Genomic DNA, 23869 nt, shown 5'->3' with positions numbered 1-23869 from the left:
AGATTTAAACGTTCCGAGTGTAGTAGCTCATCCCGTTTTCCATAAAAAATAGCAAAACTTCTAGCGTTACCGCACTCCCTGTTTATAAAACAGGGCAAGGCAATTTTAAGATACAAATTAGGAAACGATTATGTCTATTACTACCGGTACTGTTAAGTGGTTCAACGACGAGAAAGGTTTTGGCTTCATCGCTCAGGAAAATGGCGGACCAGACGTGTTTGCTCACTTCCGTCAAATTAAGAGCGACGGTTTCAGATCTCTGGCTGAGGGCCAGCGTGTTGAATTCAGAGTGACTCAGGGCCAGAAAGGTCCTCAGGCAGAAGATATCGTAGTACTGTAATTTTACAGGTCTACTCTCAACCTTCGGGTTGAGAATCAGAAAGGCAATACCTCCGGGTGTTGCCTTTTTTTGTGGTTTGTAGAAAGGGAAGCGCATGGCTACAACCAACATCTGGCAACAGTTTAAATCCCTGATTCCGGAGGGAGGCAGAACTGTCGTCACGGTCACAGCTAATAACGGTAACGGGACAAGCACTGCTACCCTTCGAGATGGAACTGTCGTGGTGGTGAGAGGGGAAACTGTAGGGGCAGGGCAGAAGGCGTTTGTGCAGGACGGTGAAGTGAAGGGGGCTGCGCCGGAGTTGGCGCAGTATGAGGCGGAGGTTTAGAAAAGATAAATTAACTCTTCAGGTCTTTCAAAGGGCGATTATCCTCAGTAACCCATGCTGTCAGACCGTTAGTACTCCTACCTGAAATAAACGCCCCGGCGGCAGATGGGCTGCTGAATTCATAATCTTCTGTAAAGATATAAGAACCGTCCTGGAGGGAGATTATTCCTTTTTCAACCAGAGCCTTTCTCAGTTTAACCGTTCCGGCAGGGCAAGATTTCACGATGTCCTCAACGGCTTGAGAGTCTTTAAACACCGTAAAGCCATCTTCAGAGCGTGTGCCAGAAGCGATCAAGCCTTTTACCTTGCAATATAAAATGGTTCTTTCGGTATCCGGGCTGTCAGGTTGAACGGTCTTTTTGACTGATGGGTTTGTAATCGCAGGTTTTGAAAAATGGTGAATCCCCAGTACAGGCAGCAACTGGATCATTCGTTCGATAAATACATCCATCTCGGCTCTGTCTGCTTCTGGCAGAGAGGAACCACTGGAAGCACTGTTCATGACGATGACACGCTTGCTGGCGTGAGCTTGCTGAATCAGTTTGCCTTCAATGTACTTTATATGGGCTTTGGTCAGATTGTCGTCTTTACTGACGAAAGCGGAGGTATGAACCCAGTAATCCTTTTGTTCCGTTTTTGCATGTTGCTTCAGGCGTTTGGCAACATTTTCTGCTTCTCCGATATAGAGAATCGGCTCTCCGGAGTCGGCATCAACACCTGAAAGAAAGTAAACACCCGGTGTCGCCAGCTCAGGGCGTTTAAGATAATCATCCAAATCACTGCGAGGGCCAGCAATGGCTTTGCCGGTCCAGTTGGAAATTTCAGCGGTGCGTAGTCCGGTTGGACTGCCATTAATGAGGAAAAGCTTTATGGTAGCTGGTTGCATGGGTAATCATTCCTGATTCATAAAAATCCAGTCATCAAAAGACGCTATCATGCTGAATGAATTATGGAAGCCTAAAAATGGGTATGATTCTAAACTACTTTTCCTCTTCTCTGCTACGGACTATGAAATAGTGGAAGTTCTGTCGATCAGTTGCCGTCATATACCAATAAAAGCATTTATGTCATTATCTGTCGTCTAATTTGATGGCTTTATTGGTAGATACATGGACAAAAGTACCCGTCATAGACAAAGAGCAGAGGATGTACTTAATGGCGAAAGCCTGCACGAGCACCAGCGTGAGGCAGCCCGCAAAACATTTGAGGCGCTTAGCAATGGCTCAAGAGCAGCTATCACTGCCGCAGAAATGCAGGCTGGAAAATCAGGGGTAGCCTTGGCTCTCTGCTGTTTACAACGCTTGAGCTTAAGTGACGAAGACATCTGTGAGAAAACCAAACTAAAGGATACTTTGTATCTCGTAACCATGCCTGATACTGCTCTACTTGAGCAGGCTCAAGATGACTTGAAATATGCAAAAAATGTTGTGGTAAGCAACTTTGTCCGTTTTCAGAAAGATTTAGAGCTATTCAAGGGCAACCCTCCCAAACTTATCATCATCGATGAGTGTCATTATGGTTCCAACATCACAGCGATTCGTTACAGCGATGTATTTGACTACCTTGAAAATGAAAATGATGACTGCAAAGTAGTATTCATATCTGCTACACCCTTTGGGGCACTCTATGCAGCAGAAACCCAATACCAGCAGGCTATTGAAGCCAAAGAAGTAGCAAAACAAGAGTCAGATGATTCAGCGGTAGAAGAAGCAGAGAAAATTGCTGAGGAGGCACGCAAAAATTCGATTCTACGTCGCAACTTCGACACCAAGCTGGTATTCCACCGCACCAGTGACGAATACTACGGTGTTCGAGAAATGCTGAAGGGCAATCGAGTTGTAGGACTATGTAGCGAAGCACGCAACTTCCTTTACCCATCTGAGGAGCGTGAACAGTTCATCAAGCAATATCAGGAGCATGAAGGAGCTGGCTGGTCATTGGTTCGTGTTCCTGCTGGGACAGCAATGAACGCCAAAGACTACTTTCTGAGCCAGGGCATACCGGAAAACAATATCTTTATCCTTGGTAAAAGCCTTACTGGCGTTCCTGAAGATCAGCTGACAACCATCGAACGTTTCAAAAAAGAATTTGATGAAACCATTGATTTTGATGAAAAATTAATTGCCATCACAGTTGCGGGTTGCCGTGCAGGTATTAACTTTGGCCCATTGATGAAAGATCATCTTATCAGCACCTGGGACAGCACCGTAGCAAGCATTGCTGCTGTGGTTCAAGCCAATATCGGGCGGGCATGCGGTTATCACAGTAATCTCGACGCAATGCACTTTACCAATATGGATGCAGCGTTGGCGTATGGGGCAACACTTGATTATTTGGAACAAAACACCTGTGATCATGCAGCTTCTGATTTTGAAGGCTTGAGAGAGTTTTTCCATGAGATTTGTGATGAATACCATGTGGAAGGGCTAGATGTTGGTGTCACCATTAATCACAGGCGTCGCCGACCAATTGGAGATGTCGAAACGTATTGGACTGATAGCTACATTGCAGTCCCCGGCAAATTGATTGACCCAGATTATGACTTCCAGGCACACACGCAAGACTCTACACTACTCAAAGCTATTGAGCTTATCCGCACCGAGTACGTGAAGGATTCCGGGCCAAACGTCAAAGGTCATCGGTCTATGCGAGGGGCCAAACGTAACTGGATAAAGGCGCAGTGGGTCAATGGTGATACCTATCATAATAAAGAGAAAGCGCTCAAATCAGGTACGATGAAAGAACGTACTTTAAGATTCACCAAAGCTCTGGATGATGGCGAAAGTATCGAATATAACGAAATCGTCATGCCTGGTTCCGGCGAACAATCCGAAGACAAGTTGGTAACCGCTACCATATTCAGTGTCTACAACATGTCTCGTCGTAACGTAGCTAAAAAAATCATGACCGAAGCCGAAGTTCATGAGATGTGTGATCAATTCGATGTTGATCACGACGATACGTTAATCGTGCTTTACAAGCGTGGCGACTATGATGCAGAGCGGTCACTTGAGAAGAAGAACCATAATACGCTCCCCCCTCAAATCACTAACATCAGCAACGAAACCCAGTTCTCTGATGATGGTGAAACCGCTTAATTCTATCCTTACAAGGGGCCGGGAAGGCCCCGCTCTCTCCCTATGAATAATCAATCAGAAAGACATCGCACTCGGCTACACCAGATCCTGAGTGCACATACCTATCAGCATCAGCGAGATGCAGCCCAGAAAGCCCATAACGCATTAAACGCCGGATCACGTGCAGTGGTTCTTGCGGCTGAAATGCAATCCGGTAAATCAGGTATCGCTTTGGCACTGGCTTGCGAACAGCGACTGGGACTAAATGACCAGGAACTTTGTGATCGTAAAGCCTTAAAGGATACTCTGTATCTTGTCACCATGGCTGATATCGCTTTACAGGAACAAGCCAAATCGGATTTAGCGGCCTGTCCAAACGTTGTGGTGAGCAACTTCACCAATTTTCGCCTTGCCCTAAAGAGTCAGTTTAAATACCAAGCCCCCAAGCTCATCATTATTGACGAATGCCATTATGGGTCATCATCCGATGCGGTTCGCTACAACCAGATTTTTGAGTATCTGGAAAAAGAAAATACCACTTGTCGCATGGCTTTTATCTCAGCCACACCTTTCAGTGCTTTGTATGCCGCCGGGGCTGATTCGATTTTGCGCCACAATTTCCAGACTCGACTGGTATTCCATAAAACAGGTGGTGAGTATCACGGCATTCGGCAGATGCACCGCAACAATCAACTGGTCAAGCTTGATGAAGACCAGCGTGACTTTTGTGATGATTCATTGCTCAGAAACCGTTTTATCAAGCAGTTTAAAGAGTACGATGGGTCTGGTTGGTCGCTGATTCGCGTACCCAGTAGCCAAGCCAGAACCGCACAACAAGTGTTGTTAGATCAGGGAATAGCACCAGAGCAGATCCACATTATCGGTCAAAAGCTGGTGGGCATTGAAGATCACGAGCTTTCGTCTATTGACGATTTCAAGCGTGACTATGAAACCGCTGACATGTTTGATGACAAACTGATTGCTATCACAGTGGCAGGCTTTCGCGCGGGGGTAAACTTTGGTCAAGAGATGAAAGAAACACTGATCAACACCTGGGACAGCACCATTGCCAATATAGCCGCTGTTGTACAAGCCAATGTGGGGCGTGCCTGTGGTTATCACCACAACATCCAGGCAAAACATTATACGAATTTGGATGCAGTCAGAGCCTATTCCGATTTGCTTGATCATTTGGAAGCCAGGGATGACTCCTCCGACTTCACAGGGTTACATCAATTATTTGAACAGATTTGTGAGAAGTACGAAGTAAGAGGTTTCGACCGAGGCACCAGCATCGCCCCGGAACCCGAAACCAAAGTCAGCAAAAAGCTTGATGACTCGGCAACCTATCTCACCCAGGGTTATATCGTAGTGCCAGGAAAGTTGTCAGAGCCTGAGTTTGATTATTCCCCTTTCACCACTGATCCAGAACTGTTAGAAGCGATCAAACTGATCCGTCAAGAGATGCTGACAGACGGTGTGCCTGTGCGTAAAAGTGGGCGGGCAATGCGGGGTGAGCATCAAAACTGGATCAAAGCACAATGGGTTAACGGTGTCACCTATGACGATTACACACCCAGCTGTGCAAAGGCTCGGGCTCAGGAGTTCACTACTCGAATCGATAACGGGGAAGAGATTGAATTTAACCTTATTGTGAATCCTGGCGGTGGTGAAAAAACCGAAGATAAAAAGGTGATGGCTTCGATTTTCAGCATCTATAACCTGTCCAGAAAAATGAATGCCTATAAGCGCGCCATGGATATGGATGATATGGCGGAAATGTGTGAAATCTATAACAGGGAAGTGGATGACACTCTGATTCTTCTTTACCAGCGTGGCGACTATTCCCAGGAGCGTTCAGACGCGGCAAGCCAAAGTCTGCAAACGTCCAGGGTTAAAAACAACAGCGTTTTCTAACCCCGAACTTTGCCCTTCAAACCAAAGAGTCCGGACTCAGCCCGGACTCCATTCACTCACTTCTTAATATCAAGCACAGGGGTCAAACATTCCTGAAGGCTCAAGCCTCCGTGGTTATAGAAGTCACCTGCCGTAAAGGCGCTGACGCCAGGTGCCATAGCGATGGTCACATTGGCGTTCCAATGCCAGCGCACCTGGGGCAAACCGGTTTTAGCATTGTCGTGTAGGATCGCGCAGCGGGACAGATACTTGCGAACCAGCGGCTTATCCAGCTCCGCCTTTGGCAGCTTGTCCGGCAGCCATAGCCAGCCGTGGTCGGTGACAATGCGAATATGCTTCCAGCCTGCATCCAGCAGATGACTGATCTTGTCAGCGATTTCGTCTAACACCGCATCAATGCCCAAAGGCAATTTACGCTGCTGGTGGTGACCCAGATTATCCAGGTCGCCGGTTTGCAACCAGGCTCGACCATCAGGCTCACCGGTATCCAACCCTTTCAAATACTGCCATCCCTGTTGTTCCAGCAGCTTTTTGAAATGGTGACTGCTGAACTGACTGCCAGAACCCGCTACCACTGGTTTAAAATCCTGAGTCTCTTGGTCGCCTGTTAATGAACCCGCCACTGGCGTTACGGCGGCTTTAGCGGTATCGGTCAATGAAGGCAAGGCGCTCCACTGAGTTTTAAGGGACGCAGCAATATCACGACTGTCCAGCTTTTGTTGCAGCTTCATACCACAATCAAAACGCAAGCCGTCCACAAAGAACAGAATCATCCCTTTGTCGTGAGAGGCTGCGGCTTCCTTAATTTCAGAATCCCCTGGGTAGCCTTGGTCACGAACCAGGTGCTGGAAGTTCTGGGTGATTTCGGCGAGCCAGGGGGAATAAATAATGGCTAACACATCCGCCACCAGCTCTTGTTGCCCAGGCTCTCTGGCTAAAGCCATTGCCTCAATGGCGGCGGCATCGGCTTGCCAGTACTTTTCATGGTACAGGGTTGCCATATCGCTTGGGCTTTGATGGCTGAAAGGTTGTTCTGTTAAACGCGCTACTTCGGCCAGTTGGGCGAGCATCTGCAACCAGCGAGAATCACCCAAACGATACCAAAGCCAGCTTTCACGCTCTTTGTGCTGTTCATAAAGCGCCAGAATCTTAGCCCGAACTTCGGTGGTCGGTAATTCTTTCAAACCGATAAGCGCCGCTTCCAGTGCTTGCTCTTCCTGAGCGTTTTCCCCTGGGAAGTGGCTGTAATCATCGGCTAAATCCGGTTTGGCAGAATGCATGGCTTTTACCAAGGATGGAAGATTGTGGGCGGTATCTTCAAACCGTTGCCACACCTCTTCCCATTTGCCTTGGGCTGAGGCGATTGCCTGAATAATCTCCGGTGCGGTGTGTTCACTGGGTTCATAGCCAAACTCGCTGGCGCAGGTTTGGCAAAACAGTAGCCATTTGCTGTCGTCCCATTGTTCACGCTTGCTGTCGGGTTGGTTCAACCAGCCTAACAAATCCTTAATCGGATCGTTGAACACCAACTCCTGAAAGTCTTTAACTTCCAGCCTTCTGCCTTTTAAAGACTCAACCTGGGATTCCAACAAATCGTGCAGAACGTGGGGAATTACTTCCTGGGTTTTCTTATCCTTGGCAACGTCTAGCTCCAAGCCGACGTTTGAATTGGTTAAAAAAGACGGCAGGTTCCAGTCACGCCCCGTGGTGTTATAAGCCCACCAACTACCCCGGTATTGCAGCTCGGCTAACGGGCGCAGTTCATCGGAGCAACTTTCAACCGCCCTCAGTGCTTTGCGACTCACGCCCGGCAAATAAATAATCGGGGTTTTACCTTTAGGGAAATCTGCCTCTTCCAATTTGCCCGCAATCACACACTTGAGCCAAATAGCCGGGCCAGTGCGTTCTTCGGGTTTATACTCCCCCAGTTCCAACAGTTCAGGCAAATACTGTTTAATCAGCGGCATGGCGCTTTGCCACTGGCAAGCTTCGTCCGTCCACAAAACGGCGGCGGGTGGCACCTGAACGGCAGGGTTATAAGAAGCGCTGCTGTGCAGCTGCTTCACCAAATAATCAATGACTTGCATGCTTGTTTCTCGCAGCTTGTTTATCGGCCAGGCTAATATGGTGGTCGTTGATACGAGCCCCTTGTTTTTCACCGTATTCCAGACCCAAGTCGTACCAAGGGGCTGAATCAACATCGGTGCCACGGTCTTTCGACCATTTGATATTGGGCTTGCCACGTAACACGCCGGTGCCTTTTTTCTTACCCACATCCGGGGCTTGCATAAAGGGGCGAATATTCAGACGCACACCGTCGTTCAAGTCCGGGTTCCAGCCCATCGGTTGTTCGTGCAGAGGTTTCCAGCGCACAAAAATATCCAGCCCGCTTTCACCCGTGACGGCTTCGCCTTTAAGAATGGCTTCCAGAGAGATTTTCAGGCTTTTGGCGGCGGTCAGGCGAATGTCTGCGCCATCAATATTTTCTTTTACTCCGTGTTCCTGGGTACGAATCCACTCGCCCAGGTAGGTGTAGATCAAACGTTCCAGACCCTTGTAATCGAGTTTGTGGTAATTCACCAGCACCGAGAAACCGTCTTTCAAGCCATCCCAAATCTGCCAGATAAACGGACGATGCCCGAACATTTTGCTGTGCTGATCAAAGAACTTATCCCGCAACCAGGTGTCCAGGTTTTTGCTGCCGACGCTTTGCAGCAGCTCGTGCTGCACCTTGGCAGACCACTCTTTGTCATAGGCAGCTTGAAGCATGGCTTCCAAACGGGTCGCCGCTGTTTTTTCACCACGAAGTGCAGGCAGGGCAACAATACCATCGTCGTCCACCAGGTCGAGCAGCTCATCACACTCACTCACCCACTCATGCATTTCCTCGGCAAGCTCCATCTCCTTATCCAGCTCGGCAGGCCAGCGGTAGCCGAGCAGGCGGGCTACGGCAACTTGCAGGACGGTGTCATCGGTGCGTTTGTTGCTGGTGTTTGTCCATTTCTTCTCTTCATCCCAGACTACGGAGCCGCAAGGGTGGCCGTGGAAGATCCATTGGGTTGGGTCGTTGGTGTAGGGCTTTGGGAGACCTTTCGGGTACTTCTCTTCAGCGACTTTAGACCAGTGATCTATATCAAAAGGAACTTTTACCAAGGTGGCATTGGTCACATTGAGTTTTTGATCTATTCGACGAACAGCATCATTGTATTCTGAGGAAGAACAGAAACACCAAATCGCAGGTAGGTTATTTTCATTCTTGGGCATAATAGTTGCCACATTTTGATGAAATCTTTCTTTACCATAATGGTATGCAAAAAGCTTACCCATACGATGAATAGCTATTCCTGACTTACCGACTGCTTTTAATCCCTTTGTTGGATAGGCGGTTGGTAAAGACAAAAGTAATCCTTCTCCCTGCTCCCAACGAACCATCCATGACTGTCCAGCATAGTTATTAAATATATCTGGAGTAGATTGCATGTATTCCCAAATATCAGGATCACGATTTTTAACCTCCCAGTACGCAGCCACGAACATTGGGTCATCACTCGTTTGCAAACCTACAAGTCCGTCTCCATATTCACTTAATAATGAGAAATTAGCTTCTTCATCAAGCGAAATCCGTGCATCAGGATTTCCTAGTTGCTTGGCTTGCCCAACTCCTTTTACTGTTGCACTTAGCAGCTTCTCTGCTTTTTCTGCAGTAGTCTTTAAGGCAGAAACATCCAGTCCTCTCAATACCCCTCCTTCCGTTGAAGCGCCTTTGGTAAGGGTAATTAATATAGTTTGTACGACCTCACCGCTGATTGTTTCAAAAGCTCTTGCACCCAAGCGAGCAACCAAATTCCAAGTATCATTAGTGAGCAGCTTTTCTCGGAATTTTTTATAGCTAGTTAAGAACAACCAATTTTGGGGAAGAACTATTGTAGAGGAACCTCCTTCTGGGCTGAATTCCAAGCAGCGATCCAAAAAAACAGTTGCTAAGTCTGCTTTTGCTTCTGGATAATAATCATGGCTGAAATCTTTGAGTACATCACACTGCTTGCCCCGAGCCAAATAAGGCACATTGGTAGCAACCAACGAGTAATCCCCAGCCAGCAACTGTGCCGTCATAGCCAAACCCTGGGCAGTCACTTGCACTTGCTGAGTCAACTCATCACCAACCGCTTGAGCATCCAGCAACAACTGCCAAGGCGCAGTTTTACCTTCTTCTTTCCCAGGATAATCCGCATTTTTCACATCAATCAAACTACCCAGTACCGGCGCATCTTTAAAGGTGCCGGTCAGCCATTCCAGGGCATCGGCTATTTCAGGATTCTGCTTGGCGAGTGCGCTCCATTCTTTATTGGCCGCGTTTACATCCAGACCGGAACAGGCAATATTCAGGGGCGGCAGAGTGCGATAACCTCCGGCATTCGGGAAACGCCAGGCTTCCAGCGCCAGGGCAAACGCAGCAATTTCGACACAACGGCTATCCAGCTCTAAACCATGAAGGTTGTCGGTAATGACTTTGTCGATAGCGGTTTTGGCATCCAGTTCTTCCAACTGCATACGCATCGGCACCAGCATCAGGAACAGCGCTACCAGGAAGTGACCGGAACCACAGCAAGGGTCGAGGGTTTTCAGTTCGTTAATGGTTTGCGGCCAGGCATCAAACCAACCGCTGGCTGGCTGCCAATGTTCACCTTGGTCGTCGGTTGCTTTGACAAAGCGCAGGTAATCCAGTGGCATTCCTGGCAGGGCGGCGGTGTTACGCAGGGTTTGCTCATCACTGGCGGTACGCAAGTCGGCATCTTGCAAACGACGTTTTGCCCACCAGGCACCCAGGCTATTATCCAGCAGAAAGCTGACCATATACGGTTCGGTAAACAGCTGAGTGACCGGGCTTAAATCGTCTGCGCCAATGGCCACACCGGAATCATTCACTTCTTTTTTGCGCTTGGTCTGCCAGAACTGATAACACCAGCCCAAACTGTCCTGGGCTTGGAACACCTCCACCGGCAGATCCAGAATCAACGCTTCTAATTCCCGCACTCGATCCAGGGCGAGGTCGATTTTAAATACCGGAGAGTCGGCACGGAAAATCTGTGGCAACATTTTTTGCGCCAGTTTACCGGCTAACTGCCAACCGTCTTTACAGCCTTCGTCGGCAGCCAGTTCCTGACATTCTTCCAGATCCACCGATGTGTAAGCGTCGTACATCAGCAGGTTGTTTTGCTCCAGGAAACGGGCAAACAGCATACGGTGCCAATGCTCGTAGCCTACTTCAGCCACCAGATGCTTGGTTTTTTGCTCGCCGTTGGAAGCTAATTCATCACCCAATTGACGAGCGTGAGCCCGCAGAAGGTTACGCAGCTTACGCTCGTCGTCTTTCAAATAGGAAGGTGCTGATGACGCACCCACACCCAAACGGGTTAAGGATTCGTTTGCCGCTAATTCCACCAGATCACGGGCACGAATAACGGCTTTTTCAAGCTGGTTTCTCAGGGTTTTGTCGAGGGGTTGTCGCATAGTTCACTCAAAGTCATTCTTTCAATCATCTGGCTTGTTGGTCTTGGTAGACGAACAAGCCAGGTGTTATCTCAAGGCGGGAGGTTATCTCAGGGAGACAGGCCCTTGTTCCAGAGAGGTGCTGATGGTGGTTCGTACCTCTTGCATCCAGCTTTCCAGGTCTGCTTCTGACCGGATAATAGGCTTGGGCAAGCTCACCGGCTGCACCTTGGGTTCTAACTCGGCAATGGCATCACGACGCACTCGGTCAAAGCGTCCGACGAGGGCAGACGTTTTGTCGTTCCACTGTTCCAGCGAGGTATTGTCTATGCAGTCAATCACTCTGTGGTTGCTGTCGAGTGGTGCCATTTCCAGCTTGTCCAGATGGTGCTTGGCAAGCAGTGCTTTTTGGCGCTGTTCCGTTAGTTTGTTCCAGGTGGCATCTTCCTGAAGGTCTTGCAGGCAACTCTGATGCTCATTCTGAAAATCATCGTATTTCGCCATGATGGCGACTCGCAGTGCTTCGATGGCTTCTTTCAAGAGCGGCAACACAGGGTTAGGCTCTTTTAGCAGGCTACGATTTTTTTCAATGGCTTGTATTTCGGTTTGTAGCTCTTGGTAGCTCGCTAACCCTTTGCAGTAGCGCACTGCATCTTTGAGTTCACCCCATTGCTGCTGACGGACGGTGACTTTTTCTGCCAGAGCCTTCCAACGCTCCAGCTCATCCATAATGGCTGTTTGTCGTTCATAAGCCGCCATCAACTGGGCGTTGCCCGAAAGGACTTCCAGCTCATTGAGCATCGTGGTTTGTGGTGGCAATGGCAAAGGCGCATCACCACCAGCACTGCGGGCGATTTGCTTAGCGGTAGAAATAGCTTGCCCTAGTTTGGATTGCTCTTCTCCGGCGGTACAACTCACGCCAATGGCATTAATCAGACTGCGAACCCTAATAAGGTGCGCCCTGGAAAGGCTGACATCTTCCGGACGGAATTTGGTTTGACCGACTTTCGGACGCTCCAGGTTTTTTGGATCAACCGGCTGCTCTTGATTATCAACCGCTTTAAGCACTCCAGCCGCCAGCATGGCGTACAGCGCACCATCAACCGTATCTTTTGGCCAGCCATAAGGGGCAGAGAAAAAGTTCTCGCGGATTTCTGCACCGGTTTTCATCACACCAATAAAGCGTTTGATGGTGGTGCAAATAGGGTGTTTGTCGGCTTCACCGTTATGCCCAATGGCTGCCAGGGCATTGGCATCGGCAGAGCGACTGGCTCGGTCGTACACCTTGCCCCAGCCTTCTATATCCGCTGTTTTGAATTCGCTGTAAAGGCGTTCGCAGGCTTTCTTGCCACCATTTTCCAGTTGTTCCGTTAGGGTATCGCCTAATACTTCAGCACCACCTGCCAACTGCACCTGAATAGATTCAAAGATTTCTTTCAGGATTAACTTTTTAGTACGATTTGCATCGCTTTGTCGGTGCTCCATGGCTGCTTTGGCATCTTTGCCTGCATCGGTGCTCGGCACTCCACTGATTTCCAGTGTTCTTTCGGCGGCTATGTAGTCAACAATGGCACCGTATAAGTCGTTACGACGCAGCACAGGAACATGGATAAAGAGTGTGGCGTCATCTTGACCAGCACTTCTTACTGCATTATTAAACTCGCTGTCCCCACACTCTAATAAATGGGCGTAGAGCTTTTTTATCAGCGTCGGATGGCAAGTCATTATCAATACAAAGCGCAATGGTGCGGCTTTCCGCGGTAACGCCCTGAGTGATACGGGCTTGTGCCAACTGCTTACGAATATGGTTTTGGATTTCCTTGCTGCGGAAGGTTTCCAGCTGGTGTGGGTTGCCGCGCAGGTCGGTTTGCTGCTGGCGGAAAGTGTCGTGCCATTTCTGGCTTTCTACGGTCTGCAAGCGATACTCGACACCGGCGCTGGTGTTCATAGGCAGCAGATCGCCTTTTTCCACCAGTTGTTCCAGCAGTGATGGAATCTTGGCTCGAAGTTCATGCTTGCCTTCGCTGAGGTGATCCAGCAACAAGTCGGCCAGAAACGCTTCTGTGGCGGCAATGCCGTGGGGAACATCGGTAGGCAGTTTGCTGATGAGCAGAACCAGGGAAAGGAGTCGTCCTTTTAGAATCTCGTCATCATTGCCGCCTTTCAGGCGAGCAATTTGTTCGTAAATCTCTTTACCAATGACGCCTGTTTGTAACAGGTTGGTGGAGATTTGATCGTAGATGAAATCGGCAGGTACGACTGAACCCAGGGGGTTCAATGCGGTGGATTTGATGGCTTCGTGCACCACTCTTAACTGGTTTCTAAGCTGGGAGCCGGTGCCGGTTTTGTCCAGGGCGGGTAATACGCGTTCCCAAAAACGTCGGCGTACTGGCAGCAGCGGGTAGTCCGCTACCATCCATTGTTCGTCATCTGTTTGGGGTTCTATTAAGGTGCCACGCAGGTGCCGGGTGATTTCTCCCAGGTTTTCCTGCATGGTGGCTTCGATATCGGGTCGCTTGGACTCTTTTTTCTGCAGGATGACTTTGCGGATAACGGCGTCTACGTCGGTGTCTTCCAGCTGGACATTGACCTGGAAGCGCCCCATTAGACGTTGCAGGTTTTGCAAGCCGGACAGTGCGCTTTGACCGGTAGCCACAAACAAGAGTCGGGATTTGAAAGAACCCGCTTTACAACAGGTTTGAATCGCTTCCTGAACCTGGTAAGCCTTGTCAGCATCATCGGCAATGTATTGTTGAACCTCGTCCAGAACGACCAGGGTTAATGGCATTTCGCCATCGACTGCCAAGGCTTCAACAACGGCTTCTTCCATTTCAGCGTTGGAAACATCGTCAACAATTTTATACTGCGCTCGTAGCATATCCCTGACTTCGCGATGATCGCTACCCAAGGATGGTATGGTTTCTAACAGGGCGTTAGCCATGACTGGCGAAACATGAAGATTTCTTAACTCTTTCTGCCAGAGGTCTTCGCCTTCTCTTCCTTTGGCATGTTGCTGAATGTAGTCTTTGACTTGCTCCAGAACCCCTTCGGATTTCAGCCACAATTCGAAACGTGCCAGGTGGTATTTTTCGGAAAGCCCGACGGATTTAAAGATGATGCTCAGAAGCGCCAGGCGTACTTTGTTTTCAGCGCCTGCACCCAGGGTTCCGGAGGCAGCATGAATTCCACCCACTTGATGACCCAGGTTTGTCAGCTCATCAAAGTAGTTGCGAATTTCATCGGGCAGTTCAACCAATGAGCGAGCGTCTGTGCCGTCTGGCAGTGTTTGGTTAACCCAAAGTGTTCTGAGCATTTTTGCCAGGTGGGATTTACCTGAGCCAAAGAAGCCGGATATCCATACACCCGGCTGCTCACCAGAGCTTTTTACATTGCGAATAAAGGTGCTAAGTATGCTGTCCATGCCTTTGGCATAAGCACCGCTGCAGACAAAGGTGCGTAGTTCGTATTCCAGGGTTTCTAAAGCACCACGGGAAAAGTCATCATTAACTTCTGCGACACCATTGTTAGCGAGTTTGCTTTCCAGTGGGTCTAGTTTATAAATTTCGCGGTTTAACATCATTCAATCCCTGATTAGGCAGCAGTAATGGCGGTGGCCTGGTATCCCCAGCCATCCTTTGCATCAAGTAGTTTGTAGTTGTTGTCGTGGAATTCGCCTGGGAAGAACACCACAAGACGACCTTGTATCTGGCTGGCTAAGGCTTTAACCATGCCGGAGACAGAAATAAAGCCGAAGAGCGTGCCGCAACCCATGAGTGCCACAACGCTGTTTTCATTTTGGTGTTCATTGATTTGTTGGCTGAGTTTGGCGACCAGGTCGTCGGCAAAGTAGTCGTAATTACTTTTGAGGTATTCGGGGTCTTCGAAGTACGCTTCTTTGTAATCCTGTTCTGCCATCCATTCTGGAAATGCGTTGGTAATGTCCAACAATAAGCAGGGGTGTTCACTTTGCTCGCAAGCTTGTTCAAACTCTGCGATACGGGCGCGAATTTTAAGCTCGTCCATTTTGTTGTAGACGACAAATATTGCTTTTTCTTCGGCGGAGATGTTTTTACTCCAGGGGACGCTGATATGGCTGGTAAAGCTTTTCAGCAATTTGGACACTCGGTCTGACATCGACTCATTCCTTGATAGGCAAATTCATGGGTGTAAATGACACCTCTATTACTTCACTGGCTTTCTTGAAGTTGATAAGCCCGCGCAAGGTCGCTCTGTGGGCTAACTCGTAAAGGGTTTCCAGGTCTGACACCAGTAAGTTGGTCCAGAAACTGGTAAATAAACGCTGTCCTGATAAGCCTTGGTAGTGTCCCAAAATCAAAGCAAACACCAAATTGATGTAGATCACTTTTGGCTCTGTTCGATATTTCTTTGCCTTGCCGGACAGATACCCGGATTGAGTCCAGGTACCATTGATGTTTTGAGAAAATGATTTGAGGGAGGCAGGGCTGAAGCGATCTGGGTTGTCTTTAGCGAGGTGGGCTTCCATTGTCTCCCGGCTTAGATGTTCACCGGGTTGAAGCGACAGAATGACTTCAGTTGATCCTCTAAGCAATGGATCTCTGGCAACGGCCAGCTGGAGAGCGAGCAAAGGTTGAGCGTCTTCTGATAATTCCCATAGTTCTCTGAAAACCTTGAATAATGGAATATCAGGAGACAGCCCATAAAGGTCGATCATATGGCGGCATGTGAGCTTGCGGGCGTTTTCTGATGATTTTTGCAGGACGTTGTACTGTACGATGTCTTGCTCGTAGCGAGCCCTATCTGTATCGATAGGTAGACCATTGAAGAGTTGCTTTAACTCTTCAAGCATCATGCTTCGTGCGGAGTGGGCTCCACTTTTTCCATATTTGAATCCCAATTCAATCTGTTCGGGGGATTCTGTTATACACATTGTCGTCATATCTTCTGGCAGTAGTCGGGTGTCAGGGGCGAGTAGTGGTATGCTCAATCTGACTTAAGTGAACACCGATTGTACATTGGTAGGATCAGTTTGTGGACTATCGTTCTGACGTATTTTTTTGATTGAAATCACAGATTGTTGACAATGCTGAAAAAGCTGTTACTTTTATCTGCAGGCATTGGTAGCCTGCGGTTGATGTCAGTATCTTCATCAAACAAAGCCATAAGCGTACAGTATCCACTAAGCCTTCTTTTAGACGCTTTCCTGTTTTTCTTATCCGACTCAAGATACTCCAGTAGTTTTGCTGGGAGTCTAAAACTGATAGGAAAGACATATGTCACTTCCAAAGCGTTACATTACCACTAAAAATTATCATGTAGTCCCTATTCTTGGACTACATCCTGATGATATTAAAAAATCCACGAAACAGGTATTTAGGGACAGAGAGGATATTGCCCACTGTACCTTGCTGAATTTGGTTGCTTCTTCTTTTGGTATTTCTGGTGGATTTGCAGGATACAAAGAAGAATATCAGCATAAATTAGCTCCGTTCATGGAAAAGCATGGGCTGCAACAGTGGTCTAATCTGATTACCCCACAATTTACTCCTGACGCCAATGCTCCCTTAAGTTTGGATGTGGAAAAGCTGGCTGATCGTTTTTTTTTCTTCTGATCTTGCCATGCCTGAAAGGGTTTTTACGGGTTACAATTATGACTATGCTTCGGACTTTGATGATGGGTATTGGCGTTTTAACCATTGGCCTCAACTGGGAGGTCGCCAGGGGCTTTATCAGCTAGAGCATCTTAGAGGAGCTTTGGATAAGCCAGAAAAGCTGGTGGATATTTCCGGAATATGGGGTTGTAGACGCAAGTCTGATCATATGCCCTATGCTAGTTTGGTTTTAGGCGGGCATTTATGGGAGCTGCGTACGTGTTTTAATTTGCGGGGTGATCTTTTAATTAGCCCTGCGATGCAAGATAAAACAGAGCCATCTACCTATTTTTCCTCCAAAGCGACGGATGAGGCAAAAGCGAAAAGTAAAAAGGGGGATCAACTGGTTTGTGAGCTGTTTCGAAGAGAAATAGAGATGCAAGACTCGGGGTGGGTAGAAGTCATCCAATACAATGATCAGTTGGTCTTTCTTAAAGGAGCTGATGGGTACTATGACTTCGTTCTCAAGGGAATCAAGAAAGAAAAATTTAACCATCAAATTTATGCTCCATACCTGAAACCTTCAGATATACCCCGGCAAATGAATGATCTCTATGATTTTCAACGCTGGTATTACTTTGAGTACAAAGGGTGGCATGAACAGGATATTCATAAGGCTGAGCAGTATTTTTATAAACATGGTGGAAAGGTGACAACTTATCCAGGTGAATGGAATGTCTGGAAAGGGTACTTTTCTCATATAGGTCAGTATGACTATAAAGCTATAAAAGCGTCTATTGAAAAGGCGGCACCTATTGAGTTTAAACATGTTGAAGTGGGTGGAAAGAAGCTTAATATTTCCCAGTTAATCACTATTGATGAAATAGTTAAGTTTTCAAATCAATACCCTGAGTACTTTGAACAAAGAATGAAGATTGATGAAAGAAAACCGGATTTGCTGGAGTCAATGAATTCTGACAGTGGGGAGTTTCCAGCGGCTGTAACTTGGTTTGATGCTTGTGCATATCTTTCTCATATTGAAAGAACCTATCAGCTTCCAGTCCGGTTGTTAATGTTGGATGAATTTCGAGCTATCAGAAATCTGTGTGCAAATGAAAATAATTTTTCGAATCAAAGTTTGTTAGAATTTACAGATCATCACGGTAACAGTTATGGAAGTAGCGCACCCTATATGGAGGAGGCAGACTTTCAAGCACTGCTGTGCAAATATACTCGTGAGCCGGAATACCTTCTACACCCATCGGGATTGAAGCTGGTTAATTCTAATCAGTTTTGTGAGTGGTTGTATGAGAACCCATATGGCATGGAAGCACTAGCTATTCGTTCAAAATCTTTAAAGTCTGCAAGAGGCTCCTCTAATGTGGAACGAGATGCTTTTCCGGCATGGAGTACAGGGAAATACCATTATTGTAAGATCGGCTTTCGGGTTTGCTATGAGGTAGCCTAAAACGAAATTTAGTGTTAAACACTTATCCAGTGGGTAGGCATTATTGGGAATTGAGCTTGCTCACTGGATGTGAAAGCAGGGAATATAATGAATAACAGTAAAAATTTCGCAATTTTGGTAGATGGTGAGAACGCAGGTCCTAAACAGTTCTCGGGTATATTACGGGAAGTGCAAAAGCAGGGAACAATTGCCATCAAACGCGTATATGCTGATTGGACAAACCCTTCCAGAGCGCCCTGGAAGGAGGTGCTTCATAAATTCAGTGCCAGGCCCATTCAGCAGTTCAACTATGGAAAAGAGGCGGCAGATCATACTTTGATTATGGATGCTGTTGAAGTATTAATCAGAGCTCCAGAAATTAATGCAGTATGCATTGTGTCGTCTGATAACGGATTTCAATTTCTTGCACAAAGAATTCGTGAAATGGGCAAGTACGTGATGGGGGTAGGAAGAAGGGAAAGCCCAGCCCGAAATCTGATTTCGGCATGTCATGACTATGTCTACTTTGACAACCTTGACCTTCCTGAGAGTGGCGGTGACCAATCTACTGCTATGGAAGAAAATATAACTCCGGACATGCTGTTGAAAAGAGCCTATTTGGCCTGCTCTGACGGGGATGGTTCTGTTTACCTGGGTGACTTGGGAGCATCATTAAAGAAAATAGACCCGGCTTTTGATCCTAGAAGTTATGGTTTTGAAACACTAAAGCGCTTGGTGAAAGGGCATTCTGAGTTGTTTCAGATTGCCTCGGAAACCAATGATAGGTGCTTTATTCGACTAATTGAATCATCTGCAGAAAATACAATTTATGAAATGAACGGCAGGTTAAAACGCTGGATTGGAAATTATGGCTTCATTGAAGCGGAAGATGGTGAAGATTATTTTTTCTACAAAAGTAACGTTGTAGCAGAGCAGAGAGATATGCGGTTTAAGTCGGGGCAGCGTTTTCGCTTCACTGTGAGCAAAGCCCCTGACCCTGATGCGGAACCGGATACTGCTGCCAGGAATGGTAAAGCTGGGAGGGTTGTGGTTATTGATGGCTGAAAGTAAAGGCAGTAAGTCGGGATTACTCTAACTGCTCTTGAGCTAGCGTGATCGAGTAGTCAGGCGGAAGTTGATAAGAAAAAGCGTACCGATGATGTAGGCGGGCGGTTATACCTGCTTAGAGTAGCTGGAGAGCATAGCAATGCAGCTACTCACCTACTCTACGCACCATGGGCTTCCTAACTCTGCCCCATTTAAGGCAGTCATATCCCTCGGTGGGAGCGGCACAAAGTCTACTTTAGCATTTTTGTGCAATATAAGCAGCTCCTTCGTTATTTCGGCACATTATAAATCCTTTCCAATGAAAAATCGTTTTGTTATAGTAGCCCCGCCTCAAACGACGGTTTGAGGCGGGAAGTGCATAGAATCGGTGGTTTCAGTGCCACTAATATGACTTGTCACGGGTTGTGCCGACCCAACTTGCGGTGACGTGGAGTTGGGACATCGCCGACAGGGCGGGACAAGGTTCGATGAGATACTTATCTGACGGAACTGGCTCATCGTTGTAGGTATTCCGTAATCCTACCTTCCACTATTTTCTTCAGTCTGGTTGTTTCCTGTCGGACTCGAAACAAACCATTAAATCTTTAATTTTCTGCTTCAATGACTACATCTGCCGCTTCCCTGTGAAGAATGAAATAGCCGCAGTGCTCTGTGAATAAGCCGATTTCGTGAAATTCAGGTGCATCAATCATTAACGGAAAATAAAACTGTGCCGTTGATTCGTAAGCGGTAAATTAACCCCACATTCCAAAGAAAGCCACGCCCCTTAATACTTCAGGTTTTAAAACGGAGAAACTCATGAAACCTGAAGAGCGCAAACAAAACCAGGCACTCTGGCAAGAGCGGATGAACGACTGGCAGCAGTCCGGACTCTCGGCCTCAGGCTGGTGTAAAAAGCACGACATCAAGCAGCACCTGTTTTTTTACTGGAAGCACAAACTGCTCACCAGACCGGATAATAAATTGATCCCTCTGGGCGTTGTTCAGCCAGAACCTTCTGCGCCTTCCCTGGTGATCCTCTATATGGATTCCATACGAATCGAAGCGGCTCCTGAACAGGCAGCAGCCCTGATCAAAGCATTGCAGGCTGCCTCGTGATCCGCCCGGAAGATGAGGTGGCTGTCTATCTCTACGCTGAGCACGTTGATATGCGCAAATCCATCGACGGGCTGGCGGCTTTAGTCGAACAACAAGCCGGACAATCACCATTTAATCAGACGGTCTACGTCTTCTGTAATCGCAAGCGGGACAAGATCAAGCTGTTGTGCTGGGAGCGTAATGGCTTTGTGCTCTGGTATAAGCGACTGGAGAAATTCCGCTTTAAATGGCCGGGGAATGAAGCACCCGAAGCGATCGATGGAGGCCTGCTCAACCAGCTTCTGGATGGTTATGACATTCGCCCCAAAGCACCTCACCCAACACTGGAATATACGACTTTACTCTAACAAGGTGGCAATGACTGCGCCACCGTCTATTCTGAATCGGCATGGAAGCCTGCCCTGTCCCTTTACCCGATAATAACCCCGAGCTGATTGCCTGGGTTCAGTCCATCCTTGCGAAAAATGCATTGCTGGAAGAACGCCTTCGCCTTCTTCTGCATAAACAGTTTGGTGCCTCCAGCGAAAAGACATCACCGGATCAGCAGGAACTGTTCAACGAAGCCGAGCAAGATCAACCGGAACAGCCTGAGCCAGACCCCGAAGAAAGCGTCACGGTTGCAGAACATACTCGCCAGAAGAAAGGTCGAAAACCGCTACCCAAAGATCTGCCAAGAGTCCGGGAAGAGCACGACATCCGTGACGATGAAAAAAACTGCAGCGGCTGCGGTAATCAACTTCATCGTATAGGCGAAGAAGTGACCGAACAGCTGGATATCATTCCGGCCAAAATCCGGGTTATCCAGAATGTGCGGTTCAAGTACGGCTGCAGATGCTGTGAAGAAGGCATTAAAACAGCCAAACTGCCCGCCCAACCGATACCGGGCAGCATAGCTACTCCGGGGCTGTTAGCCTTCATTGCCACCAGTAAATACGTTGACGGATTGCCTTTATACCGTCAGGAGAAATTTATCCTGGCTCGTCTGGGTGTTGATATTGCCCGTGCCACCACCTCACTGTGGATGGTGCGCTGTGGTGATCTGGTGCAACCGTTAATCAACCTGATGCGGGACAAGCTGCTGGAAGCGCCACTGATTCACTGTGACGAAACGGTCACCCAGGTGCTCAACGAGGAAGGCAAGGCTGCCCGAAGTCATTCGTACATGTGGGTTCAGGTGGCTGAACCGGTGAAAAATCAAAAGATCATTCTGTTCGATTACGCGCCCAGCCGCAGCGGTTCAGTACCCATGAAGCTGCTGGATGGCTTCCGGGGCTATCTGCAAACCGATGGTTACGAAGGCTATGCTGCCATAGGTCGCAAAAGCGGGGTAATCAGTCAAGGCTGTTGGGCTCACGCTCGTCGAAAGTTCGATGAAGCCATCAAGGGGCAGAAAGATAAAAACAAAACCGGCAAAAGCCATATGGGGCTGTCTTATATCCGTAAGCTCTATCAAATAGAACATGGGATAAAAGAGAGCCCTCCGGATGAACGAAAAAGGGTACGGCAGGAACAAAGTCTGCCGGTTCTGCAGAAATTACGACAATGGCTGGATAAATCGTTGCCCCAGGTGCCGCCAAAAACCTTGTTGGGCAAGGCCCTTTATTACCTGAATAACCAGTGGGAAAAGCTCATCCGTTATTGCGACGAGGGTTACCTGCGTATGGACAATAATCTGGCCGAAAATGCGATTCGTCCGTTCGTGGTGGGTCGCAAGGCGTGGCTGTTCAGCAACAGTACTGACGGAGCTAAAGCCAGCGCCAATCTTTATAGCCTGGTAGAAACAGCGAAAGCCTGCGGGTTGGAACCCTGCCATTATCTGAAGACCGTCTTCAACGACTTGCCAAGGGCAGAGTCAATTGCCGATATCGAGCAGTTGCTGCCCTGGAATCAGAAGCCAGTTTGAATCAAGGTGTGGTGGAATTACCGCTTACGTTGATTCATCTTCAAAGGTTACTCTGGCAACTTTATCCGCTTCAAAATCTTCACACCAAAGTTCATCTCTGTCACTGACTCCTTTTGACTGCAGGTAACTTTTTATTTTTTGTTTCCATCTTTCAGGCAGGTCTTCGTGGCGCATTTCAATAACAACTCAGTCATTTGAGGGGGATGAGTTGTGCCGGTGAAATAGGCGGGCGCTCCAACCTGCTTAGGGAGAGTCGCATCTTTCAAAGTGAAAGAGAGGCAATGTCTCCTACCTATTCTACGCACCTTGAGTTTACGCATCTTTCTGATGAATCAGAAAGCGTCAGCATCTTCTAATGCCAACCTAACTCAGGGGGGGAGCGGCACAGGGATTGACCATATTGTAAGTTGTGCGTTCTGTCAATTTACTTGGTCTTTCGTTTCAGAAAATGATGGCTTGCTATTTTGGGAAGTTTGGACTTGTGGGTTTTTATGATAAAAAGATGAAATGGGTTCCCGCCCCACCGCCATATTTTCAAAAACCCGAAGTCATAAGGCTTCGGGTTTTTGTCGTATATCTGGCAAGCTCCGAAAGCTAAAGGCAAAGTTATTTTTTGGCATGCTAGTGGTAACAATAAAAATTGGTTTATACTGATTGCCGATAGCTCGAAGCCATGTAAAATGGACGCCACGTTATAAGTGTGTTTGATTCTTTATGTATAGATTTAGTGTTCCGAGAGTAGTATCTCGTCCTGTTCTACCATAAGTAATAACAAATCTTCTAGCTTGACCGTCATTTATGCCATAGGGGCTGAGTGACTTAATTTGCTTAAAAAACAGGATATGATTATGTCTACTACTACCGGTACCGTTAAGTGGTTCAACGAAGAGAAAGGTTTTGGTTTCATCGCTCAGGATAACGGTCCTGACGTGTTTGCCCACTTTCGTCAGATCACTGGTGACGGCTTCAAAACTTTGAAAGAAGGCCAGCAGGTTGAATTTCGAGTGACTCAGGGCCAGAAAGGTCCTCAGGCTGAAGATATTCGTCCTCTGTAAGGACTGAGTCGCATCACTGATGATGTGATTTCCCACTTCACGTAAGTGAAGAAAAAGAAGGCAATACCTCAGGGTGTTGCCTTTTTTGTGCTGAAATGAATCCCTTGTTTCTACGATTTGTGGAAATAGACAAATCGCCTGGAACACCTATGGCAGCTCGCAGCTATTGTTAAAATATTCCCGGGCGTCACAGGTACGACCATTTCGGGTACAACTACCCATTTCTCGAGGTGTGTTGCTATTTGAAGTAATCTCATAGCGACCGCCAGTGATAGCACAGTACTGAGCCGCATCGGTAACGTACCCTGTCACTTTAAAGCCTCCTTTTATACAAAGATCCCTTGTCAGAGCTTCAAGCTCACATTGGCGGTTGTCTTCATAAATGCAGACTTCATAAACACTCTGATCCCCTCGCTTTTTCGTCATTAATGAGCCGCCTTGAGTAAGACAAAGCGATATGTCCTTTTCAGTCGGGTGGAATGCCTGATGCTTTGAGCAAGATATCAGGGAGCTGGAGAGTAAGACCAGCAAGGTAGAAATGAGCAAACGCATACAGCAAAACCCTGTTTCCGGATA

General features: G+C 47.7%; 19 protein-coding genes. 11 read left to right on the top strand and 8 right to left on the bottom strand.

Going from position 1 to position 23869, the window contains the following annotated elements; translation table 11 throughout:
• Window positions 1–130 precede the first annotated feature (130 nt).
• On the top strand, window positions 131–340 hold the full coding sequence (gene cspE, locus V5J35_RS03005; RefSeq protein WP_354009838.1) for a transcription antiterminator/RNA stability regulator CspE: 210 nt from the start codon (window positions 131–133) through the stop codon (window positions 338–340).
• Window positions 341–434: 94 nt separating this feature from the next.
• Window positions 435–668, top strand: a complete 234-nt coding sequence (locus V5J35_RS03000; RefSeq protein WP_354009837.1) for a hypothetical protein — start codon at window positions 435–437, stop codon at window positions 666–668.
• Between the two features lie 10 nt (window positions 669–678).
• Here the strand turns inward: V5J35_RS03000 and V5J35_RS02995 are convergent, their stop codons facing one another.
• Window positions 679–1554, bottom strand: a complete 876-nt coding sequence (locus tag V5J35_RS02995; RefSeq protein ID WP_354009836.1) for a GIY-YIG nuclease family protein — start codon at window positions 1552–1554, stop codon at window positions 679–681.
• 223 nt (window positions 1555–1777) lie between these two features.
• Here V5J35_RS02995 and V5J35_RS02990 point away from each other — a divergent pair, with 223 nt between their 5' ends.
• Window positions 1778–3766: a DEAD/DEAH box helicase family protein gene (locus tag V5J35_RS02990; RefSeq protein WP_354009835.1), complete on the top strand. Its 1989-nt coding sequence runs from the start codon at window positions 1778–1780 to the stop codon at window positions 3764–3766.
• Window positions 3767–3808: 42 nt separating this feature from the next.
• Window positions 3809–5662 (top strand): DEAD/DEAH box helicase family protein, encoded by a 1854-nt coding sequence (locus V5J35_RS02985; RefSeq protein ID WP_354009834.1) that lies wholly within the window; start codon window positions 3809–3811, stop codon window positions 5660–5662.
• Between the two features lie 56 nt (window positions 5663–5718).
• Here V5J35_RS02985 and pglZ read toward each other — a convergent pair whose 3' ends face one another.
• From pglZ to V5J35_RS02955, 6 genes are all read right to left on the bottom strand, one after another.
• Window positions 5719–7749 (bottom strand): BREX-1 system phosphatase PglZ type B, encoded by a 2031-nt coding sequence (pglZ, locus tag V5J35_RS02980; RefSeq protein ID WP_354009833.1) that lies wholly within the window; start codon window positions 7747–7749, stop codon window positions 5719–5721.
• Window positions 7736–11173, bottom strand: a complete 3438-nt coding sequence (locus tag V5J35_RS02975) for an Eco57I restriction-modification methylase domain-containing protein (protein WP_354009832.1) — start codon at window positions 11171–11173, stop codon at window positions 7736–7738. Before V5J35_RS02975 ends, pglZ begins: the two co-directional genes overlap by 14 nt.
• An 84-nt stretch (window positions 11174–11257) precedes the next feature.
• Window positions 11258–12877 carry a hypothetical protein gene (locus V5J35_RS02970; protein WP_354016261.1) on the bottom strand — a complete coding sequence of 540 codons (1620 nt, stop codon included), beginning with the start codon at window positions 12875–12877 and terminating at the stop codon, window positions 11258–11260.
• The gene (brxC, locus tag V5J35_RS02965) at window positions 12807–14732 is read right to left on the bottom strand and encodes a BREX system P-loop protein BrxC (protein ID WP_354016260.1); all 1926 of its coding nucleotides are present in this window, start codon (window positions 14730–14732) and stop codon (window positions 12807–12809) included. Before brxC ends, V5J35_RS02970 begins: the two co-directional genes overlap by 71 nt.
• An 11-nt stretch (window positions 14733–14743) precedes the next feature.
• A complete protein-coding gene (locus V5J35_RS02960) occupies window positions 14744–15286 on the bottom strand; it encodes a BREX protein BrxB domain-containing protein (RefSeq protein ID WP_354009830.1) in 543 nt (180 codons plus the stop codon).
• A 4-nt stretch (window positions 15287–15290) separates the two neighbouring features.
• On the bottom strand, window positions 15291–16061 hold the full coding sequence (locus tag V5J35_RS02955; RefSeq protein ID WP_354009829.1) for a hypothetical protein: 771 nt from the start codon (window positions 16059–16061) through the stop codon (window positions 15291–15293).
• A 343-nt stretch (window positions 16062–16404) separates the two neighbouring features.
• Between V5J35_RS02955 and V5J35_RS02950 the strand changes: the two genes are divergently transcribed.
• The 7 genes from V5J35_RS02950 to V5J35_RS02920 all read left to right on the top strand — a co-directional run bounded on the left by V5J35_RS02950 (window position 16405) and on the right by V5J35_RS02920 (window position 23293).
• Window positions 16405–16743 carry a hypothetical protein gene (locus V5J35_RS02950; protein ID WP_354009828.1) on the top strand — a complete coding sequence of 113 codons (339 nt, stop codon included), beginning with the start codon at window positions 16405–16407 and terminating at the stop codon, window positions 16741–16743.
• On the top strand, window positions 16706–18190 hold the full coding sequence (locus V5J35_RS02945) for a hypothetical protein (RefSeq protein WP_354009827.1): 1485 nt from the start codon (window positions 16706–16708) through the stop codon (window positions 18188–18190). The genes V5J35_RS02950 and V5J35_RS02945 overlap by 38 nt, the downstream gene beginning before the upstream one ends.
• Before the next feature lie 87 nt (window positions 18191–18277).
• The gene (locus V5J35_RS02940) at window positions 18278–19234 is read left to right on the top strand and encodes an NYN domain-containing protein (RefSeq protein WP_354009826.1); all 957 of its coding nucleotides are present in this window, start codon (window positions 18278–18280) and stop codon (window positions 19232–19234) included.
• An 801-nt stretch (window positions 19235–20035) separates the two neighbouring features.
• Window positions 20036–20335 carry an IS66 family insertion sequence element accessory protein TnpA gene (gene tnpA, locus V5J35_RS02935; protein WP_354007878.1) on the top strand — a complete coding sequence of 100 codons (300 nt, stop codon included), beginning with the start codon at window positions 20036–20038 and terminating at the stop codon, window positions 20333–20335.
• Entirely contained in the window at window positions 20332–20682 is a 351-nt protein-coding gene (gene tnpB / locus V5J35_RS02930) for an IS66 family insertion sequence element accessory protein TnpB (RefSeq protein ID WP_354008743.1), read from the top strand. Before tnpA ends, tnpB begins: the two co-directional genes overlap by 4 nt.
• A 41-nt stretch (window positions 20683–20723) precedes the next feature.
• Window positions 20724–22238 carry an IS66 family transposase gene (tnpC, locus tag V5J35_RS02925; protein ID WP_354008744.1) on the top strand — a complete coding sequence of 505 codons (1515 nt, stop codon included), beginning with the start codon at window positions 20724–20726 and terminating at the stop codon, window positions 22236–22238.
• Window positions 22239–23086: 848 nt separating this feature from the next.
• Window positions 23087–23293, top strand: a complete 207-nt coding sequence (locus V5J35_RS02920; protein WP_354009825.1) for a cold-shock protein — start codon at window positions 23087–23089, stop codon at window positions 23291–23293.
• 147 nt (window positions 23294–23440) lie between these two features.
• Here the strand turns inward: V5J35_RS02920 and V5J35_RS02915 are convergent, their stop codons facing one another.
• Window positions 23441–23719, bottom strand: a complete 279-nt coding sequence (locus V5J35_RS02915; RefSeq protein WP_354009824.1) for a DUF333 domain-containing protein — start codon at window positions 23717–23719, stop codon at window positions 23441–23443.
• Window positions 23720–23869: the final 150 nt, after the last annotated feature.

It is taken from the genome of Endozoicomonas sp. NE40, from assembly GCF_040549045.1.
GTDB lineage: Bacteria > Pseudomonadota > Gammaproteobacteria > Pseudomonadales > Endozoicomonadaceae > Endozoicomonas_A > Endozoicomonas_A lisbonensis.
This window is presented reverse-complemented; position numbering and strand designations above follow the sequence as displayed.

Bases quoted from the DNA above. Each gene is read 5' to 3' on its own strand.
- V5J35_RS02995 (WP_354009836.1), bottom strand. From the start codon at position 1,554: ATGCAACCAGCTACCATAAAGCTTTTCCTCATTAATGGCAGTCCAACC.
- V5J35_RS02960 (WP_354009830.1), bottom strand. From the start codon at position 15,286: ATGTCAGACCGAGTGTCCAAATTGCTGAAAAGCTTTACCAGCCATATC.
- V5J35_RS02950 (WP_354009828.1), top strand. From the start codon at position 16,405: ATGTCACTTCCAAAGCGTTACATTACCACTAAAAATTATCATGTAGTC.
- V5J35_RS02955 (WP_354009829.1), bottom strand. From the start codon at position 16,061: ATGTGTATAACAGAATCCCCCGAACAGATTGAATTGGGATTCAAATAT.
- V5J35_RS02970 (WP_354016261.1), bottom strand. From the start codon at position 12,877: ATGACTTGCCATCCGACGCTGATAAAAAAGCTCTACGCCCATTTATTA.
- V5J35_RS02945 (WP_354009827.1), top strand. From the start codon at position 16,706: ATGTGGAAAAGCTGGCTGATCGTTTTTTTTTCTTCTGATCTTGCCATG.
- V5J35_RS02920 (WP_354009825.1), top strand. From the start codon at position 23,087: ATGTCTACTACTACCGGTACCGTTAAGTGGTTCAACGAAGAGAAAGGT.
- cspE (WP_354009838.1), top strand. From the start codon at position 131: ATGTCTATTACTACCGGTACTGTTAAGTGGTTCAACGACGAGAAAGGT.
- pglZ (WP_354009833.1), bottom strand. From the start codon at position 7,749: ATGCAAGTCATTGATTATTTGGTGAAGCAGCTGCACAGCAGCGCTTCT.
- tnpC (WP_354008744.1), top strand. From the start codon at position 20,724: ATGGAAGCCTGCCCTGTCCCTTTACCCGATAATAACCCCGAGCTGATT.
- V5J35_RS02940 (WP_354009826.1), top strand. From the start codon at position 18,278: ATGAATAACAGTAAAAATTTCGCAATTTTGGTAGATGGTGAGAACGCA.
- V5J35_RS02990 (WP_354009835.1), top strand. From the start codon at position 1,778: ATGGACAAAAGTACCCGTCATAGACAAAGAGCAGAGGATGTACTTAAT.
- tnpA (WP_354007878.1), top strand. From the start codon at position 20,036: ATGAAACCTGAAGAGCGCAAACAAAACCAGGCACTCTGGCAAGAGCGG.
- V5J35_RS02915 (WP_354009824.1), bottom strand. From the start codon at position 23,719: ATGACGAAAAAGCGAGGGGATCAGAGTGTTTATGAAGTCTGCATTTAT.
- brxC (WP_354016260.1), bottom strand. From the start codon at position 14,732: ATGATGTTAAACCGCGAAATTTATAAACTAGACCCACTGGAAAGCAAA.
- V5J35_RS03000 (WP_354009837.1), top strand. From the start codon at position 435: ATGGCTACAACCAACATCTGGCAACAGTTTAAATCCCTGATTCCGGAG.
- V5J35_RS02975 (WP_354009832.1), bottom strand. From the start codon at position 11,173: ATGCGACAACCCCTCGACAAAACCCTGAGAAACCAGCTTGAAAAAGCC.
- V5J35_RS02985 (WP_354009834.1), top strand. From the start codon at position 3,809: ATGAATAATCAATCAGAAAGACATCGCACTCGGCTACACCAGATCCTG.